The organism is Enterococcus sp. NPDC086594 (assembly GCF_044746145.1).
In the GTDB taxonomy this organism is placed as follows: domain Bacteria; phylum Bacillota; class Bacilli; order Lactobacillales; family Enterococcaceae; genus Enterococcus_D; species Enterococcus_D entomosocium.
The window spans coordinates 56,592-75,759 of sequence record NZ_JBIVBP010000010.1; the positions used below are offsets into that span (position 1 = coordinate 56,592).

The 19,168-nt window shown below is 44.7% G+C and carries 6 protein-coding genes and 1 pseudogene; 3 read left to right on the forward strand and 4 right to left on the reverse strand.

Translation table 11 applies throughout. The annotated features are described in order from the left end of the window. Positions 1-66: 66 nt before the first annotated feature. Positions 67-9,441 carry an Ig-like domain-containing protein gene (locus ACIPK1_RS13440; protein WP_400451123.1) on the reverse strand — a complete coding sequence of 3,125 codons (9,375 nt, stop codon included), beginning with the start codon at positions 9,439-9,441 and terminating at the stop codon, positions 67-69. Between the two features lie 1,153 nt (positions 9,442-10,594). On the opposite strand from ACIPK1_RS13440, the gene ACIPK1_RS13445 reads away from it, so the two are divergent. After that, a complete protein-coding gene (locus ACIPK1_RS13445; RefSeq protein ID WP_016620542.1) occupies positions 10,595-11,479 on the forward strand; it encodes a helix-turn-helix domain-containing protein in 885 nt (294 codons plus the stop codon). Between the two features lie 71 nt (positions 11,480-11,550). On the opposite strand, the gene ACIPK1_RS13450 is transcribed toward ACIPK1_RS13445, so the two are convergent. Beyond that, a complete protein-coding gene (locus ACIPK1_RS13450; protein ID WP_400451124.1) occupies positions 11,551-13,113 on the reverse strand; it encodes a polysaccharide deacetylase family protein in 1,563 nt (520 codons plus the stop codon). A 234-nt stretch (positions 13,114-13,347) separates the two neighbouring features. Between ACIPK1_RS13450 and ACIPK1_RS13455 the strand changes: the two genes are divergently transcribed. Continuing rightward, positions 13,348-14,019, forward strand: coding sequence for a CPBP family intramembrane glutamic endopeptidase (locus ACIPK1_RS13455; protein WP_016613494.1), 672 nt, complete (start codon positions 13,348-13,350; stop codon positions 14,017-14,019). Between the two features lie 82 nt (positions 14,020-14,101). Here ACIPK1_RS13455 and ACIPK1_RS13460 read toward each other — a convergent pair whose 3' ends face one another. Next, positions 14,102-17,233, reverse strand: a complete 3,132-nt coding sequence (locus ACIPK1_RS13460) for a MucBP domain-containing protein (protein ID WP_400451125.1) — start codon at positions 17,231-17,233, stop codon at positions 14,102-14,104. Positions 17,234-17,866: 633 nt separating this feature from the next. On the opposite strand from ACIPK1_RS13460, the gene ACIPK1_RS13465 reads away from it, so the two are divergent. Beyond that, positions 17,867-18,478 (forward strand): helix-turn-helix domain-containing protein, encoded by a 612-nt coding sequence (locus ACIPK1_RS13465; RefSeq protein ID WP_400451126.1) that lies wholly within the window; start codon positions 17,867-17,869, stop codon positions 18,476-18,478. Positions 18,479-18,677: 199 nt separating this feature from the next. Here ACIPK1_RS13465 and ACIPK1_RS13470 read toward each other — a convergent pair. Further along, positions 18,678-18,807, reverse strand: a pseudogene (locus ACIPK1_RS13470) (hypothetical protein); the annotation flags it as partial. Between the last annotated feature and the right edge of the window lie 361 nt (positions 18,808-19,168).

A 19,168-nucleotide genomic window follows, 5' to 3' on the forward strand; every position in this document is an offset into this window, starting at 1 on the left:
TTGCTTCAAAACTATTGTTCACTAGAGATACCAGCGGAGGATGTCCACTCCGCTGGTAAAGTCATGCTATTTTTGTTGGTCTTTTTTCTTTCTTGCTTTGAAGAACAAACCAATTCCTCCTACAACGAAGACTGCTGCCCCAATCAGTGAAGCATACCAAGTTCCTTCTGATCCCGTTTTCGGTAGGTACTTACTTCCCCACCAGCTTTGGTTGTTATTGCTGCCGTTGCCGTTGTTGTTCCCCCAACTGCCCCAGTTACCCCAAGCGCCGTTGCTTCCGTCGGTACCATTCGTTCCATTGGTACCGTCCGTGCCATTGGTACCGTCAGTTCCGTCGGTACCATCCGTACCATTGTCACCCGTTGGTACCACGATTGGTGTTGCTGCACTGCGGTATTCTCTGCCACCTGCTGTAACGATAGCCACAACGTTAAGGGTTTCTGCTGGTGAAACATCCTCTGGGTCTAATGTGATGCTGAAGGCACCATTCCCATTGGTCGTTCCAGTTCCGACAACGTCACCCGCTTCATTCAAGATTTCGATCGTCGCATTGGCTGGCCCATTCCCGAAGACTGGATAGCCATCGGTAGGATTGCCAGTGATCGTGGCAACCGGTGCGTCAACCGTCAAGGCACCGACTACGGTCGTCGTCGGATCACTTAAGGTTTCGCCTTCGGCTAAGGCAAGAACCGTAACGGTTTCGCCTTCCGTCGCTTCCGCGGATAACTCAACATCCCAGTCACCATTTTGATCGACGATCGTTGTGATTGGTCCTTCAGCCGCGAAGATGGTCAGGAATCTACTTGTTAACGGATCGCTGATGGTAACGGTGATCGTAGCACCAGGCTCACTCGTTCCGCTGATCGTTGTATCACCAGCCGTAACTGGGTCAATGGTTGGTGTATCTGTCTTGATGCTTTCATCATCGACAGGTACGACGATTGGTGTCGGATTACTGCGGTAGTCATCCCCACCAGCAGTGACGATCGCCACAACCGATAAGTTTTCTTCTGGTGCGACATCCTCACTAGTCAATGTGATCGTATAGTCACCATTTTCATCGGTCGTGCCTGTTCCTACGACATCACCCGCTTCATTAAGGATTTCAATTGCTGCATTGGCAGGCCCGTTCCCGGCTACTGGATAGCCTTCTTGGGAATTACCCGTAATGGACGCTGAAGGTGCGTTGACCGTGATGCCATTAACAACGGTCGTTGCTGGTTCACTGGTGGTTTCTCCTTCACTTTGCGCCACTGCTGTTACGATTTCATCTCGAGAAACTTCTGCAACTTCCACTGACCAATTTCCTGCTTCATCTGCTTCGGTTTCAACCGCTTCTTCTCCCGTTACCGTCACGGTGACCATCGATCCCGGTACAGCAGTACCATTGATGGTCGTATCACCAGCTGTGACTGGTTCGATGATTGGTGTGGCGGTTTGATCAATCGTATTCTCAACGGGCACTACAATTGGTGTCGCATTACTACGGTAGTCTTTGCCGCCGGCTGTAATGATCGCAACGACGTTCAATGATTCTTCAGGAGAAACATCTTCACCAGAGAGCGTGATGGTGTAGTTGCCATTTTCATCGGTATTGCCTGATCCAACGACATCCCCCGCTTCATTCACGATTTCAATCGCCGCATTTGGTGCTGCCATCCCCGTCACTGGATAACCATCCTCTGGATTGCCAGTGATGGAAGCGGTCGGTGCTGAAACCGTGATGCCATCCACACTCACTGTGATTGGTGCACTAGGGTCTTTTTCAGGGGATTGTGCCACAACAGTGACGGTATCACCCTCCGCAACTTCAGGTACCTCGACTGTCCAATTGCCCTCTTCGTCCGTTTCAGTTGTGATCGGTTCATTTTCACCAATCGTTACCGTCACCGTCGAACCTGGTTCGGCAGTCCCGCTGATCGTCGTATCGCCAGCTTTGACTGGATCGATCGTTGGTGTTGCAGTTTGTTGCTCTTCTTGATCCAAAGGTACCACGATTGGTGTCGCATTACTGCGGTATTCTTTGCCGCCAGCTGTCAGAACTGCGACGACTGTTAGGCTTTCCGCTGGTGCAACAGCTGTTGGTTCAAGAGTGATACTGTAGTTTCCTTCCGCGTCTGCGGTTCCTGAACCGACGATTTGTCCATCGCTATTCAAGATTTGTATGGTGGCATTGGCTGGTGCCGTTCCAGTTACTGGATAGCCATCCGTGCTATTGCCTGTGATGGTTGCACTAGGAGCAGTGACCGTCAACGCCCCCACACCAACTGTTACTGGATCGCTTGGCTCTTTGTCAGGTGATTGAGCCACAACAGTGACTGCATCGCCTTCAGAAACTTCTGGTACTTCTGCTGTCCAATTGCCTTCGTCATCCGTTTCAGCCGTGATTGGTTCCGCATCTGGTACAGTGATCGTCACGGTTGAACCTGGTTCTGCGGTCCCACTGATGCTGGTATCTCCTGCCGTGATTGGATTGATCGTTGGTGCAGCTGTCTGATCCACTACCGTATCTGCTGGTACGATGACCGCTGTTGGATTACTGCGATACTCTTTCCCACCAGCTGTTACGATGGCAACGACATTTAAGGTTTCTTCTGGATTGACAGTTTCAGCAGTTAAGTCCACTGTATAGTTGCCGTCTCCATCGGCAGTGCCTGTTCCAACGACTTCATTGTCTGCGTTCAAGATCTCGATCGCTGCATTGGCTGGTGCTGTACCAGTCACTGGGTAGCCATCCGTGCTGTTGCCGCTGATGGAAGCTGTTGGTGCTGCGACAGTCACTCCTTCAACGATGACAGTGATTGGATCACTTGGGTCTTTGCCGTCACTGTCTGCGACGACTGTGATGGTATCCCCTTCAGACAATTCAGGCACATCGACACTCCAGTTGCCCTCTTCATCTGTTTCGGCGGTTTCTTCTGTGCCGTCAGGTAGTGTCACAGTCACAGTTGAGCCTGGTTCTGCCGTTCCGCTAACTGTTTCATCGCCTGCTTTGATTGGATCAACCGTTGGTGCCGTTGTTTGATTTTCACCCGGTTCAGCTGGCACCATGATTGGTGTCGCTGGACTACGATAATCTGTACCACCAGCTGTGACCACCGCAACTACCGTCAAGTTCTCTTCAGGAGAGACATTTTCACTGGTCAAATCGATCGTGTAAAGCCCTGCATCATTGGTCGTACCCGTTCCAACTGTCTCGCCAGCTTCGTTCAAGATTTCGATGGTCGCATTCGCTGGTCCTGTTCCGGTCACTGGATAACCATCGGCTGCATTGCCACTGATGGACGCACTAGGAGCCACCACCGTTAATGCACCGACTGTGATCGTTGCTGGTGTACTTGGTGTTTCATTTTCTACTTCTGCTACTGCCGTAACAGTCGTCCCTTCGGAAAGCTCTGGCACATCAACTTGCCAATTGCCCTCTTCGTCAACTTCGGCTGAGATTGGGTCTTGCTCACCGACCGTCACGTTGACTATTGCTCCTGGTTCGGCTGTCCCGCTGATTTCTGTTGCGCCGGCAACTGCTGGATTGATCGTTGGTGTCGCCGTTTGATCCGCAGGTACCACGACAGCCGTTGGTTGACTACGGAAGTCATCCCCACCTGCTGAAACGATGGCAATGACACGGACCGTTTCTCCTGCTGATGCCTCTTCACTGGTCAAGGTAACGGTGTAAACACCATTCTCATTGGCCGTCCCTGTGCCAATCACTTGATCATCAGCATTTAAGATTTCGATTGACGCATTAGCTGGTGCTGTACCAGTTACTGGATAGCCATCTGCACTATTGCCAGAAATCGTTGCCGTTGGTGCTGCCACGATCAGCCCTTGCACCGTCACTGTTACTGGTAAACTTTCTGTTTTGCCGTCTGCCAAGGCAGTAACTGTCAAGACATCATCTAGAGAAACCGTCGGCACAGTTGCCGTCCACTCACCTTCGTCATTCGCTGCCACTGTAACAGTATCGCCGTTTGGTAGTTCAACCGTTACATCTGCCCCAGGTTCAGCCGTTCCGCTAACGGTTGTAGCCCCAGCAATCACTGGTGCGACAGTCGGTGCCGCTGTTTGGTCTTCTGCGTTATCTTCTGGCACCACGATAGTAGTTGCCGGACTGCGATAGTCTTGACCGCCGGCTGATACGATAGCCACCACTCGCAAGGTTTCTGCTGGTGAAACACCTTCTGTCAAGGTGATCGTATACTCACCGTCTCCATTGGCAGTACCACTGCCTACCACTTCATTGGCAGCATTTAAGATTTCAATGGTTGCGTTGGCTGGTGCTGTTCCTGTGACTGGATAGCCGTCAGTACTGTTGCCCGTGATCGTTGCGGTTGGTGCAGCCACGTTCAAGGCACCGACACCAACACTGATTGGTGCACTTGGGTCTTTGCCTTCAGCTTCAGCAACCACTGTGACCGTGTCGCCTTCTGAAAGTTCTGGTACGGTGACTGTCCAATTGCCTTCCTCATCCGTTTCGGCAGTCACTGGATCTTCTCCAGGAATCGTTACCGTCACCGTTGAACCAGGTTCGGCAGTTCCTCCGACGGATGTATCACCTGCTTGCACTGGATCGATCGTTGGGGTAGTCGTTTGGTCTGCTGGTACCACGATGGAGAGCGGCGCACTGCGGTACTCATCGCCGCCAGCTGTTACCACTGCCACCACCTGAAGTGCTTCTGAAGGATCAACATCGTCGCTGCTCAATGTGATGCTGTAAGCACCTTCCTCATTTGCTTCACCGCTACCAACAACCTCACCGGCTGCATTTAAGATCTCAATCGCTGCATTTGGCGTGGCCGTTCCGGTTACTGGATACCCCTCCGAACTATTGCCGCTGATCGCTGCTGTCGGTGTCGCCACACTGAGTGGATTTACGACGACCGTAGCTGCATCACTTGGTGTTTCCCCATCAAGAGTCGCTACCACAGAAACAATTTCTCCTTGAGAAACCTCGGGCACAGTTGCCGTCCAATTGCCTTCGTCATCCGCTTCGGCAGTGACTGGCTCTGCGTCACCAATCGTGACTGAGACTGTCGCGCCAGGTTCAGCCGTACCACTGATGGTCGTGTCGCCGGCTGTCACCGATTCAATCGTTGGGACTGCAGTTTGATCCAAAGGTACTGTGATTGGTGCAGCCGCACTGCGGTACTCTTGACCACCGGCTGTGACTACCGCCACCACCCGTAAGGCTTCAGCTGGAGACGCGTCATTACTCGTTAACGTGATCGTATATTGGCCTTCGTCATTGGCGGTACCAGTACCTATGACCTCGTCATCGGCATTCAAGATTTCGATGGCTGCATTGGCTGGTGCCGTTCCCGTTACTGGGTACCCATCGGTACTATTGCCACTGATCGTCGCGGTTGGCGTAGCAATCGTCAATCCATTGACCCCAACACTGATTGGTGCACTTGGGTCTTTGTCTGGTGCTTGTGCGACCACTGTGACGGTTTCTCCTTCAGAAACTTCAGGAACTTCAACCGTCCAGTTGCCCTCGTCATCGGCTTCACCAGTCACCGGTTCTTCACCTGGGATCGTTACCGTCACCGTAGCACCTGGTTCGGCAGTCCCACTGATCGTCGTGTCCCCTGCATTGATTGGGTCGATGGTTGGTAATTCTGTTTGTTCAAGCTCATCTGCTGGGACCGTCACTGGTGTGGCAGGACTGCGGTACTCATCCCCGCCAGCTGTTACGATCGCAACGACAGACAAGGTTTCTTCTGGTGCTGCATCGGCTGGTGGGATGGATACCGTATAGTTTCCATCCCCATCGGCTGTCCCAGTACCAATCACATCGCCTGCTTCATTCAGTACTTCGATCGCTGCATTCGCTGGTGCAGTCCCCGTGATTGGATAGCCATCGGTACTATTGCCGCTGATGATCGCTGTTGGTGCTGCCACCGTCACTCCATTGACTCCAACGCTGATTGGCGCGCTTGGCTCTTTGCCTTCGGCTTCCGCAACGACCGTGACTGTATCGCCACCAGAGACTGCTGGCACTTCTGCAAGCCAGTTTCCTTCGTCATCCGTTTCAGCCGTTACTGGTTCTTGATCGGTGATCGTCACAGTAACCGTCGAACCTGGTTCTGCCGTTCCGCTAATCGTAGTATCACCTGCTGTGACCGGATCGATCGTTGGTGTCCCTGTTTGTTCGATGTCTGCTGGTACCGTGATTGGCGTGGCATTACTGCGGTAGTCTTGACCGCCCGCTGTCACAACTGCCACTACCTGCAAGGCTTCTTCTGGCGTCACATCGGCTGGATCTAAGGTCACGGTATAAGCACCCGTGTCATCCGCCGTCGTGCTACCAACAACATCGCCTGCTTCATTCAAAATCTCAATGGCCGCATTCGGTGTCGTTGTTCCGCTGACTGGATAGCCATCCGTGCTATTGCCTGTGATGGAAGCGCTCGGTGCACTGACCGTAACACCATCAACGGTCACGGTAATCGGTGCACTTGGCTCTTTGCCTTCGGCTTCCGCAACGACTGTTACCGTATCGCCTTCTGATAATTCAGGAACCGTCGCTTCCCAGTTGCCTTCGTCATCGGCTTCTGCCGTGATTGGATCGCCTTCAGGCAGCGTGATCGTCACTGTTGCCCCTGGTTCAGCCGTTCCGCTGATGGTCGTATCCCCAGCTGTTACTGGGTCGATCGTTGGTGTTTCAGTCAAGTTTTCTACATCATCTGCAGGAACTATAAGTGGTGTGCCTGTACTGCGGTAGTCTTCACCACCAGCCGTCACGATCGCTTCAACCCGCAAGTTGTCGCCAGCTGCCACCTCTTGAGGATCAAGGGTGATCGTGAAGTTGCCCTCGTCATCGGCTGTTCCACTACCAACGACATCGCCTGCTTCATTCAAAATTTCAATCGCTGCATTGGCAGTCGCTGTTCCCGTTACTGGATACCCATCTGTGCTATTTCCAGTGATCGTAGCCGTTGGCGCCGCCACGGTTAAACCGTTTACACTCACGGTGATTGGGGCACTCGGATCTTTGCCTTCAGACTCAGCTACGACCGTCACGGAATCGCCTGCTGACAATTCAGGAACCGTTGCTTCCCAGTTGCCTTCATCATCGGCTTCAGCCGTGATTGGGTCGCCTTCAGGAAGCGTGATCGTTACCGTTGCCCCCGGTTCGGCTGTCCCACTAACGGTCGTATCTCCAGCACTGACTGGATCGATCGTTGGTGTTTCCGTCTGCAGGATATCTGCAGGCACCACAACAGGTGTCGGGTTGCTTCGATAGGTTTCGCCGCCAGCGGTCACAACCGCCGTCACATTCAGGGTTTCTTCCGCGGCAACATCTGCTGGATCTAACGTCACCGTATAAACGCCATTCTCGTTGGCAGTACCTGTTCCAACAATTTCGCCATCCGCATTGGTGATCTCAATGGCCGCATTTGGTGCAGTTGTTCCAGTCACTGGATAGCCTTCTTGACTATTTCCTGTGATTGAAGCCGTCGGAGCATTGACCGTTAAGGCGGACACGGTGGTGCTAGCCGGTTGGCTTGGCGTTTGTCCTGCTAGTTCGGCGATAGCTGAAACCGTATCGCCCTCTGACACTTCGTCCACATCAACACGCCAATTGCCCTCTTCATCGGCTTCCGTCACGATCGGATCTGCACCGTTGATGGTCACAGTAATCGAGGCACCAGGCTCAGCAGTTCCGCTGACGCTTGTATCCCCGGCAGTCACCGGTTGAATCGTTGGTGTTCCCGTTTGTTGCTCCGCATCGTCTGCTGGAACGACGATTGGCGTATTGCCACTACGGTAAGTTTGCCCACCGGCAGTGACGATTGCGGCAACATTCAAGTTTTCATTTTCTGCTACATCTGCTGGGTTCAACGTGATACTGTAGTTGCCGTTCTCATTTGCCGTCCCAGAGCCAACGACTTCACCTTCGGCATTGGTGATTTCAATGGCTGCATTTGCTGCGGCTGTCCCCGTCACAGGATACCCATCGGTACTATTTCCTGAAATCGAAGCCGTTGGTGCATTAACCACTGGTGCTGCTACCGTTGCCGTTGCAGGCTCACTCGCCGATTCCCCCTCAGCTTCCGCTACTGCTGTGACTGTATCGCCTTCCACCAATTCAGGGACATCCGCCGTCCAATTGCCGTCACCATCTGCGGTTGTTGTAATAGGTGCACCGCCGTTGATCGCCAATGTGATGACTGCGCCTGGCTCAGCTGTTCCGCTGATCGTCGTTTCCCCTGCTGTCAATGGATTGATTGTTGGTGTATCGGTTTGATCTTCTGGTGTATCTGGCGCAAACCAAATCGAGTTATTGCCGTCAGCATCCGTAAATAAATCAATCGTGATCAAATCAAGTTGAGACATCGTTCCTTCGAAGCGGGCTTCGTAAGGATTAGATGGATTCGCCACGCCGTTTTCAACCAATTGTGCATAGGTCGGACTGGTGACATTCGTTGGAATGACCACATTGGTTTGACCTAAAACAGATGCAGAAGCGATTTGATCTGCTAAATCTGTCGTTGCATTGAAGACTGTTTGTGCCGTTTCAACCGTTGCGTTTAAAGTGGCTTTAGCTGTATTAACGGTACTTTGTACCAACGTATTGATTTGACCGATCAAGGTACCGATGCCTGGAATCCCACTTGCACCATCCAAAATACTGACTTGAATCTGGGCTGCTTGTAAATTATCGAGAATTTGATTGATGCGTTGATTGATAACGATAAATAAACCATCATCCACATTGGCAATCAGGGCACGTTCGTTATCGGTTAGTCCAGCTGGAACTTCAAAATTCGCTTGGCCAAATTGTCCAAGTTGATTTAATAAGTCTAACTGGGTAGTGATTTCAGCTAAGTTGACGGAGATTATTTCACTAACTCCAACTCCTGAGGCTATAGTGTAAATTGGGTTAGGTAACCCTCCTACTCCAGTCGGAGGAATATCCAGTGCATCAGCTAAATTTTGATTGACGATTCCATCCACCGTGCTGATCAAGGTATTGACTGCTGGTGTGACTGTACCGATCAATGTTTGCAAGGCTGGGAAATTCCCCAGTTGGAGTATCACATTGGTGGAAATCGATGCATTCCCTGCCGGTTGAACCAAACCAGTAAGGCCTTGAGGAACCCCAACAACCGCGACTTTATCCCCATTCAAGACATCAACCGTTACTGCATTCGATCCAGAAATCGAGAAATTGACTTGGTTCGTTGCACCAGGAGTTGCATAAGGTGCAGACGCACTCGTGCCTGAGTTATTAGACGCTGTGATATCTGAGAAAAGTTCAGCTGAAACCAAAGCAGCTTCAACCGTCGTTGGTGCCCATAACAAACTTGCTGGCACAACCACCGTACTTGTCAACAACATTCCACTGACAGTTAAATTCGCAATAATATTTTTCTTTGTTCGAACGCGTGTGTTTTTCTTTGAATCCATGAGCTTTTTATAATTAATGCCTTTCATTCATTCTCCTCCTGTTCGAAAAAAATTTAACCGACAAAAGATAAAACTGATGATCTCTGGAATCCTTCTTTCCCCCTTTAAAACCAGATGAAAATCTATTTCAACCCAACACCTAAAGGCATAGAGAGAAAACAAAAAGTAACCGATCGCAAAGCGAAGATTTTTTCGCATGCTTTCTGAAAAACCCAGTGATTTTTGTTCAAATAGTTTAGAAGCACATTAGCTCACTCTTGTGAAACTAAAAAATAAAATAACTAAACGAACACACTGTGTACCAAAATTCTAGCAAATTTATTTCTTTCCAACAAATTATAAACACGATAAATAATTAAAAAAACACTGAATTTTACCTTTCAAAACACAAAAGGTTTATTTTATAAACAAGCAGAAATTATTTATATTTATCTTATAAACAAATGTATAATGATAAAATATTGCCTTTTTTCGTCAGTTAACCTTTCTTTTTTTTATGTTTAATCAATATAATGAATACGATTTCAATTGCATGTTTATACATCTGGATAGAGAAAAATGATGATTGTGTTTTTTCATGATTTTAACCTCGTTTTTTACCTCCGCAAATAAAAAAACAAAAATAATTTAGACGTTTTTTCACGATATCACCTAAAATAACTCTTGCTAACGAAAAAAAGGAATCGAAACGCTCGCAGAAAGTTCTGTGAAAAAAGAATGAAACTATTCTATCAAAATCAACGTTGCACTATTATGAACGATTATTTCTTCAGTTGCTCTTCGCTGCTTTTCATCCTCACCTAGTTATTTGGTCCTACATTTCGGACGTAAGCGTTCATTCTACTCGAAGCGGTTATACTTGTTGGTAAGAAGGAAACACCGCTGCCCAATTGGCTTCTTCTAATACGACTTAAGGAGCAACAAACGATGCATTGGCTAGTAATGATTTTTCTATTGATCTGCCTCAGTTTTGTCTAAAAAAAGCGTGAGAACCGAATGTTCTCACGCTTTTCTACGATCCCCCTCTGAGGATCCTCTATCACAAAGATTACTGAACGATTTCTTCCACCAAATCAAGGAAAGTCTGAAATAAAAGACCTTTTAGATTCCTCTATTGGCTTTACTTTACTATAATGGGGATACAAGATCTCATTAATTCAACGAGAGCGGAGGCTTTCTTATGTATGGCGAAACGATCAGACAAATCCGATTGAAAAAAGGCTTCACCCAAAAAGAAGTCTATGGCACGATTATTTCAAAGTCTTATGCCATCGAGTTCGAAAAAGGCAAGCATCAAATTGCTGCCAACTTGCTGTTGCAAATTTTAGAAAATCTTTCAATGGATATCGATGAATTTCTCTATATCGCGAATGGCTATCGCTTGGATGAGCAAAACAGCTATAATCATCGGTATAATCAATATTCAAACAAACACGATCTGCCAAATTTACAAAAACTGTTACAAGAACTACAACAAACCACTAGTAGACTGAACAATATCCGTATTGCAGAGGTTCGCTCGCGAATTCGCATGCTACAATGCTTGGCAGAACATGGGGTCTATCGACAAAGTGCTGTTTTAGAATGCGATCGCCAAACGATCACTTCTTACCTCATTGATGTTGAGAGCTGGACGTTACAAGAAATCCAACTATTTGGCAACACCATCGATCTTTTGGACAACGACCATAATTTCCTCTTTTTCAAAAAAGTATCCAAGATGCTCGAGTACTACATCGATATGGAAAAAGGTCGTGAAATCTACTGCGCCTTGCTGATCAATTTGATTGAATATACGCTAAAACACCAGCAGTACGATGCGACGGAAGTTCTCGTTGTCCAATTGAAACTTTTAGCGACAGACTACAAAGAATTTTTCCACCAAACCGTCTGCAAGTTTTTCCAAGGCGTGTTGCTCATAAGAACCGGCGATCAAAAAGCTGGTGAAACGATCACACAAAAGATGTTGGCTATTATGCGAGAACTGGATCAAGAAGCCCTTGCCGATGATTTTGCTTTACTATTGGATGAAGATTATCTCCGAGCATTTGCCTCCTCCGAGTGATAAAGCGGCAACTGCAGCGTTCGTTTTTGAAAAAAGGAAGCGATGATTGCCATCACTTCCTTTTTGAGCTATTAGCTAACACTGCGTTCATCTGTGGCACCAAAGTATTGATACATTGGTTTTTGTTTGCCATTGAGCAACTGATCCACCGTCACAAATTCATAGCCTTGCGCTTTCAGCGTTTGAATAATACCAGGTACGGCTTGAACGGATTTCGGATGAATATCATGGAGCAGAATTATTGAACCATCGTAGACATTATTTTGTACGACCTTCAAAATTTTGTTCGGATCTTTTAGCTTCCAATCCTCGGTATCAACACTCCATTGAATGATCGATTTTCCTGCCGCTTGGGCGCTCTGTTGATCAATCGCCCCATACGGCGGGCGCAAATTCTTAGGTAAGACTCCTGTTGCCTGATAGATTGCTTTGTCGGTCTTAGTTATTTCAGCTTTGACATCCTCCGGCGACAACGTATTTAATTGCGGATGTGAATAGGAGTGACTGGCAATTTCATGCCCTTCCTCATGGACTTTTCTCGATACTTCAGGATACCGATCCACCATTTGTCCTAATTCAAAAAACGTTGCTTTGACATCGTTGTCCTTTAAAATCTTCAAAAGATCTAATGTGGTTGTGTCGTTAGGGCCATCATCGAAAGTCAGTGCAACATATTTTTTGTTTTCGTCCAATGTCGATTGTTGCTCTTTCAATTGATCCGCATTAACAAGTTCCGGATCAATAAACGGTGCAATCTCTTTGTACGCCAACGTGATCTCAGATACACCAGTTTGGTTTTGTGGCAACTGAATCGTTATTTTTTCAGGATCATACGTAAATTTCGACTCATAGGTGATTCGATCCATCGCCAAGACCGCATCAATGACTTTATCAGGTTCCTTGGCTTGGTCTAAAATCTTTTGCTGAATGACTTGCTGGATCCCTAGCAAGCTGCCCTCGTCTGGAACCAAGTCTTTCAAGGATAATTCATTGCCGGTTTTCTCGGAAATAAAAATTGGATCGGCAACCACGCTATCCGCATCTTCAAAGCGACCAGTTTCCCGATTCCAAACATAGCTGTCCGCTTTTAAAGAATAGGTTGACACTTTCGATGCGACCGCTTGTGCTTCAATCCGAGCAACGGTGACTGTCTCTTTATCTGTGTGTTTTTTGCATAATTTGTTCGCCATGGTCGACAATTTCTTGCTTGCATCTTTGACAGGAATCGTACTTTCTTCTTTTGGTCGGAAAATCAATTCTTTCTTGTCCCCATTAGACAATGTTTCGAGTTTTGCTGGGATTCCCTCTTTAGCTTGTTCTTCTTGGATCGATGCCAATAACTTTTCAGCAGCAGCCTCATATTTTTCCCGTGCCAAGGCTTCTTGCTGCTTCAACGTAAAGGCGATATAGCCGCCAGTGGCGATAATGACAATTGTCAGAAGCGTCATCAATGAAAAGAGATACTTACGATGGGTTGGCTTCTTTTTAGAAACTTGACGATCGTTGATTTGCGTGCGTCTTGCCGTTCCCGTTGTTTGCTTTTGATGTGATTCGACCCTTGAAAAAGGTGCTTGTTTTTCAGACGTCGCTTCTTTATGTTGTGAATTATTTGAATAATTGCTTGATTTCTTCATAAACATTCTCCCTAAAACATAATAACGTAAACAAAATGTAACATAAGCGTAATAATATTTCAACAGTGTTACAGAGATTCTTATAAACTTCTCTTTTTGTTCACCATTTTTGAGAATTGTTCTAAGAAATCTTTTATTCTGATACTAATAAAAGCAAGCCTATCAGCCATGATATCGTATTCACTCCGTTTTATTTTCGTTTAAAAATAATGAGAGATATCTTTTTGTACTTTGATGTTTTTTCTGTTTATAATTCAGCGTGTGGCAATTACTTTAAAGGATGTGTTCAAAATGAAACACAAGTCAGCAACGTATTTATTTATTCTTACATTAGTCATCGGTTTAACCTATCAAATGCTTCCCTATACACCCCTAAGCGATTCCGTTTTATCCATCATTGGTACTGTATGGAATGTGATTTTGGCATTTGGTGCAGGGTACTTTCTCTTACGAAGGACCTTTTTGGAACAATTCAAACATTTTCGTTTCATCGTTTTATTATGGGGTGTGCCTTTCGTCATTTTGACTGGCGTGTTCTTTTCCTTTATTTATGCCGCTATTTTTGGACAACCAACAACTAACTCGATCGGCGAAACCATCACTGTCCAAATGGTCTTTTTACAAGTACCCTTCATGTTGATGGGAGAAGAGTTGCTTAGTACCAATCTCTTGTTAGCTTTACAGAAAAAAGGATTCTCTTTCCTCTGGTCTTCCATCATTTGCAGTGTGCTGTTCGCTTTGTGGCATATCCCAGCGTACGGTTTTCATCCAGCACAATTATTGATCACCTTGATGCCCGCAAGATTGGCACTCAACTACGTCTGGAAAAAATCCAACAGTGTTTGGGTCAGCTGGATCTGCCATTTTCTTTATGATGGACTCGGTTTTATTTCATTCTTTCGTTAAATAATCAAAAAAAGGACAGCTGAATCGTAGCTGTCCTTTTTTGATAGTCAGTAACGCCTTTCCCCAATGACTTACTTGATCGCTATTTTTGCTTTCTGAAATAAAGCCAGCTTGCTGTGGCGACGAAGCACAAACCAACTACAAATGGGAACAACGTCCCCTGCTCATCGGTTTGCGGCAATCTTTGCGCAGAAGTGCTTTTTTTCGAAGTAACAGTCGCTGTTGGGTCTTTTTCTTTTTTATCAGAACTATCCACTGTTGCTACGTTTTCTTTTGTATAAACATACGTCACAGTTGCCTCCTGCTTACCGAATGTGCCTTTGGCATTTTGCGGCAGCTGACTTCCGTCTAACGTGTAGCCTTCGATTGTTAGTTGATATTTTTCTGTGCTGGCATCATAAGAGTCGCCTACGTTTCCAGTTATGATTTGAGGCGGGTGAATTTCTTTGCCTTCGGTGTCCACATACCCGACCGTTATATCCGCTGCGGGTACAGAATTTTTTGTGTAGATGTATGTGACAGTTTGTGCTGTTTCTTCAAACACACCTTTAAGGTTTTCTGGAAATTGGCTTTCGTCTAAGATGTAGCCTTCGATTTTTAATTGATATTTTTCTGTGCTGGCATCATAAGACTCGCCTACGTTTCCAGTTATGATTTGAGAAGGGTGAATTTCTTTGCCTTCTGTATCCACATACTCGACCGTTATATCCGCTGCTGGTAAAGAATTTTTTGTGTAGATGTAGGTGACTGTTTGTGCTGTTTCGCTAAACAAACCTTTACTATTTTCTGGTAATTGACTTTGAATTAAGGTGTAGCCTTCGATTTTTAATTGATATTGTTCTGTGCTAGCATCGTATGGGTCCCCTACATTTCCACTGATCGTTTGAGAAGGATGAACTTCTTTGCCTTCTGCATCTACGTACTCGACCGTTACATCCGCTGCTGGTACGGGATTTTTCGTGTAGATATAGGTGACTGTTTGTGCCATTTCTCCAAACACACCCTTATTGTTTTCTGGTAATTGACTTTGATCTAAGGTGTATCCGTCGATTATTAGTTGATATTTTTCTGTACTAGCATCGTATGGGTCGCCTACATTTCCACTGATCGCTTGAGAGGAGTGAATCTCTTTTCCTTCTGTATCCACGTACTCCACTGTTACATCAGCTGCTGGTACCGGATTTTTTATATAGATATACGCAACTGTTTCCGCTGTTTCGCTAAAAATACCTTTACTATTTTCTGGCAACTGGGTTTCATCTAGAGTATAGCCTTCGATCGTTACTTTATATCGATGTGTGCTGGCATCGTATGAATCACCTATACTTCCGCTAATCGTTTGGGAGTCATGAATTTCATTGCCCTCTGTATCAAGGTATTTTACTGTTATATCCGCTGCTGGTATCGGATTTTTTATGTAAATGTAGGTAACAGTTTGGGCCGTTTCGCTGAATACACCGATACCATTTTCTGGTAGCTTAGTTTCGTCTAAAGTGTAGCCTTCGATTTTTAATTGATATTTTTCTACGCTGGCATCGTATGATTCACCTACATTACCGCTAATCGTTTGGCTAGCGTGTATTTCTTTGCCTTCTGTATCCACATACTCAATCGTTACATCTGCTGCTGGTACGGGATTTTTTGTATACACATAAGTGACTGTTTGCACCGTTTCACCAAATACTCCTGTGGTATTTTCTGGCAGTTGGCTTTCATCCAGTGTATAGCCGTCGATCGTTAATTGATAGTTCTCTGTACTGGCATCGTATGGATTGCCCACATTACCGCTAATCGTCTGAGAAGCGTGGATTTCGTTGCCTTCGGTATCTATATATTCGACCGTGATATCCGCAGCTGGTACGGCATTTTTTGTGTAGACATAAGTGACTGTTTGCACCGTTTCGCCAAATACACCGATACCATTTTCTGGTAGTTTAGTTTCGTCTAAAGTGTAGCCTTCGATTTTTAATTGATATTGTTCTGTGCTAGCATCGTATGGGTCCCCTACATTTCCACTGATCGTTTGAGAAGGATGAACTTCTTTACCTTCTGTATCTACGTACTCGACCGTTACATCCGCTGCTGGTACGGGATTTTTTGTATACACATAGGTGACCGTCTGTGCTGTTTCTCCCAAGATACCTTTACTGTTTTCTGGTAACTTAGTTTCATCTAACGTGTAGCCATCAATTGTTAACTTATATTCTTCGTTGCTGACATCATATGGTTCACCAATCGTACCGGTCAAGGTCTGCATCTCATGGATTTCTTGCCCTTGACCATCAAGGTATCGGACATTTACCTCTCCAATCTGCTCCGGATCGACAATGACATTGACCACATGTGTGGTATTCACGCTATAGGAGGCTTGTCGAGCCATAAAAATTGCTACATAGGAACCTGGCTTGCTTGGGTCCACATTGGTGTAGTAAGGATAGATTTGCGAGTCAGAAATGCTTTTTTCTATATTGCCGCTAAAATTTAGTTTAAACGCCTCAATGCCTAATGCTTTGGTTGAGAAATCAAACGTACTGTTTACAGGAATATGAATCGTATCGGGACTGTTTCCAAAAGCATACTCACCCGTAATTAAACGCTCGTAGAGTTCAAGTGTTTTCGTTTCCCCAGGCTGCAAGGTGATGGAATTTCCAACCGACGTGAATGCATAGTTTTGTCTTTGATTCGTGGTACCAACTTGCTTAATAAAATAGCCACCTGAAGGAAGTTGAATTGTAACCTTTCCTGAACTGTCCGTGACTAACAATGTCACTTCACCAGATGTCGAGGAGGTCAATGTGAAATAAGCTCCTTGGATCGGTTGGTTTGAATTACCATCTAACACTTGAACCGTCAGTTGCCCATTGACAACTCTTACAGCTGAAGCATTAACAGATGAGGGGACCTTATCTACAGTGCTTACAGCAGAATCTTCTTTAATATCTGATTCAGAAATATTTTTTTCATTATCACTGTTGACTTGCGTTTGCTCGTTTTTAGCCTCCACACTCGATGAGGTCATTGATGTCATCGCAGCATTATCTGCTTCCGTTGAATCATTTGTATCATTAGATGGTGTAGCTATCTTTTCGTCTTGCTCCAACTGTTGGGGATCTGAAAAACCTTCGCTTTCCGCCATTACCTGAAATGCTGGTGTTACCACCGCAGCACTTAATAGGATTATTAAAGACATAATATGTTTAAATTTCTTTTTCACAAACTTTCACCTTAACCTTCTTTTTCAAAATTTATACTTTTTTATTCAAGCTTTTTTCACACCTGAAAATCATTATAATTTATTAAATTTTAATTTAAAAACATTTTTTATTTATCGTATGCTCCACTCCTAGCTGAAATTTTTATGCGGACTCATGAAATGCCCTTTATCTTGTGTATACCTGATTCATTTATCATTGCACTACATCACCTCTTCAGAATTTTATAATTCAAGTACCCTTCCCTTCAAGCAAATCCAGTTCAAATCAGCGCAAAGATTCTTTGCATCCTTGTTTTATCAACGATTTCCGTTTTCCTAAAACAGGACACTATTTTCACCAAAGATTTCCTTTCTTTTTTAAATGACTCATATAAAAATACCTCCTAATCTTCAAAAGAGATATTTTTTCAAATTTCCAACTCAGCATAATTGAATTAGGTATTATTTAAAAGAAAAAATCACTAAAAACAATCGAGCTGTCGTGAATACCCAATGCGAAATTCTAGCTAAACTCATTTTATTTTCATTTTTTGAAAACGAAGAAATATACTTGTGCATTTCTTCGTTAAATCGAGCTTTACAATTGTTTCTATGAACCGCTTTATGATAGGATATGTCAGAAGGAGCATTGAAATGACTATAGCTGAAAAAATAAAAGAGAGTCGCTTGAAATTAGGACTCACCCAACAAGAAGTTTCCGAAAAATTATTTGTTACCAGACAAACGATCTCAAATTGGGAAAACAATCGAAGTACCCCAGACATCGATACATTGATCAAATTAAGTGATCTCTATCAAATCGATTTAGAGACACTGCTAAAACCAGAACAATTAGCAGAAGAACCAGAAAGAATGAGTGAGGAGAAGAAACCAACCTTCCGCCTTCCTCTATACTTGCTCAATTTGACTGCAGTCCTCGCTTGCGTTTTCACCGACTTCTTAACACCTACAGGAACAATAACCCTATGGACAGCTGCTGCACATTTTTTGTTGCTAGTTAACTTTGTCCTTTTATTCGGCTTTTTCCTCACAAAAAAAAGACCCCTCCCTGCAAAAACAATTGTCTTTGCATTAGGAAAAGGCCTGCTGATCTTAGCCATTATATTAGGTTTTACTCTTTGGTCGAATAAAGGAGCTTCCGCTGATGCGTTACATCTGATCGGCCATAATTATGGTCATTTTGTCTATTTGATGTTTAAAGCAATTGGGGTGATTTATTTGTTTGATTGGCGGAAGTTTATTTAGGAGAATTGCTTTAAAAAGAATATTTTTGCATTCAATCACCATAAAATAAAAATATATTAAACGAATTAGTCTCTCAAAATTAAAGAGCTACTTTATAGAATTAATAATAAATACTATAGGCGTTCCCATTTTGATTTTAAATAAAATTTTTTGTTTCTTAACAATGATCCATAGTGCTCCATACTTCTATATTTAATAACTCTGGCAGGATTTCCAGCAACTATCGCACATTTAGGAACATCTTTCGTTACCACACTACCAGCACCAATAACTGCTCCTTCATTGATAGTAACTCCTGGCAGAATCGTAACATTAATTCCAATCCATACATTCTCCTTGATTATTATGTCTCCAACTAAGTCATTACCTCCATAGGGCAAGTATTTGTCTTCGTAATTATGGACTGATGTTAACGCACAAAGATTAGGGCCAATAATAATATTATCAGATAATATTAATTTCCCGTATCCATATATTTTCGCACTATCTTCAATATGGTTATATTCACCAAATTGGATCATGTTAAGATTAGAACATACTAATTTTTTTCCAATATATATATTTTTATTTTTGTGTTTAATAATTAAAAGTTTAATATTCTTTTTAATTGTTCCTATTATTGTCATTTTCAAATTTACCTTTCAATTTGCAATGTCATATAAAGATTTTTTTGTAATCTAATGTTTCACA

What these genes read in the sequence shown, in the direction of transcription:
- ACIPK1_RS13440 (WP_400451123.1), bottom strand. Translation starts at nt 9,441, where the DNA reads ATGAAAGGCATTAATTATAAAAAGCTCATGGATTCAAAGAAAAACACA.
- ACIPK1_RS13445 (WP_016620542.1), top strand. Translation starts at nt 10,595, where the DNA reads ATGTATGGCGAAACGATCAGACAAATCCGATTGAAAAAAGGCTTCACC.
- ACIPK1_RS13450 (WP_400451124.1), bottom strand. Translation starts at nt 13,113, where the DNA reads ATGAAGAAATCAAGCAATTATTCAAATAATTCACAACATAAAGAAGCG.
- ACIPK1_RS13455 (WP_016613494.1), top strand. Translation starts at nt 13,348, where the DNA reads ATGTTTTTTCTGTTTATAATTCAGCGTGTGGCAATTACTTTAAAGGAT.
- ACIPK1_RS13465 (WP_400451126.1), top strand. Translation starts at nt 17,867, where the DNA reads ATGACTATAGCTGAAAAAATAAAAGAGAGTCGCTTGAAATTAGGACTC.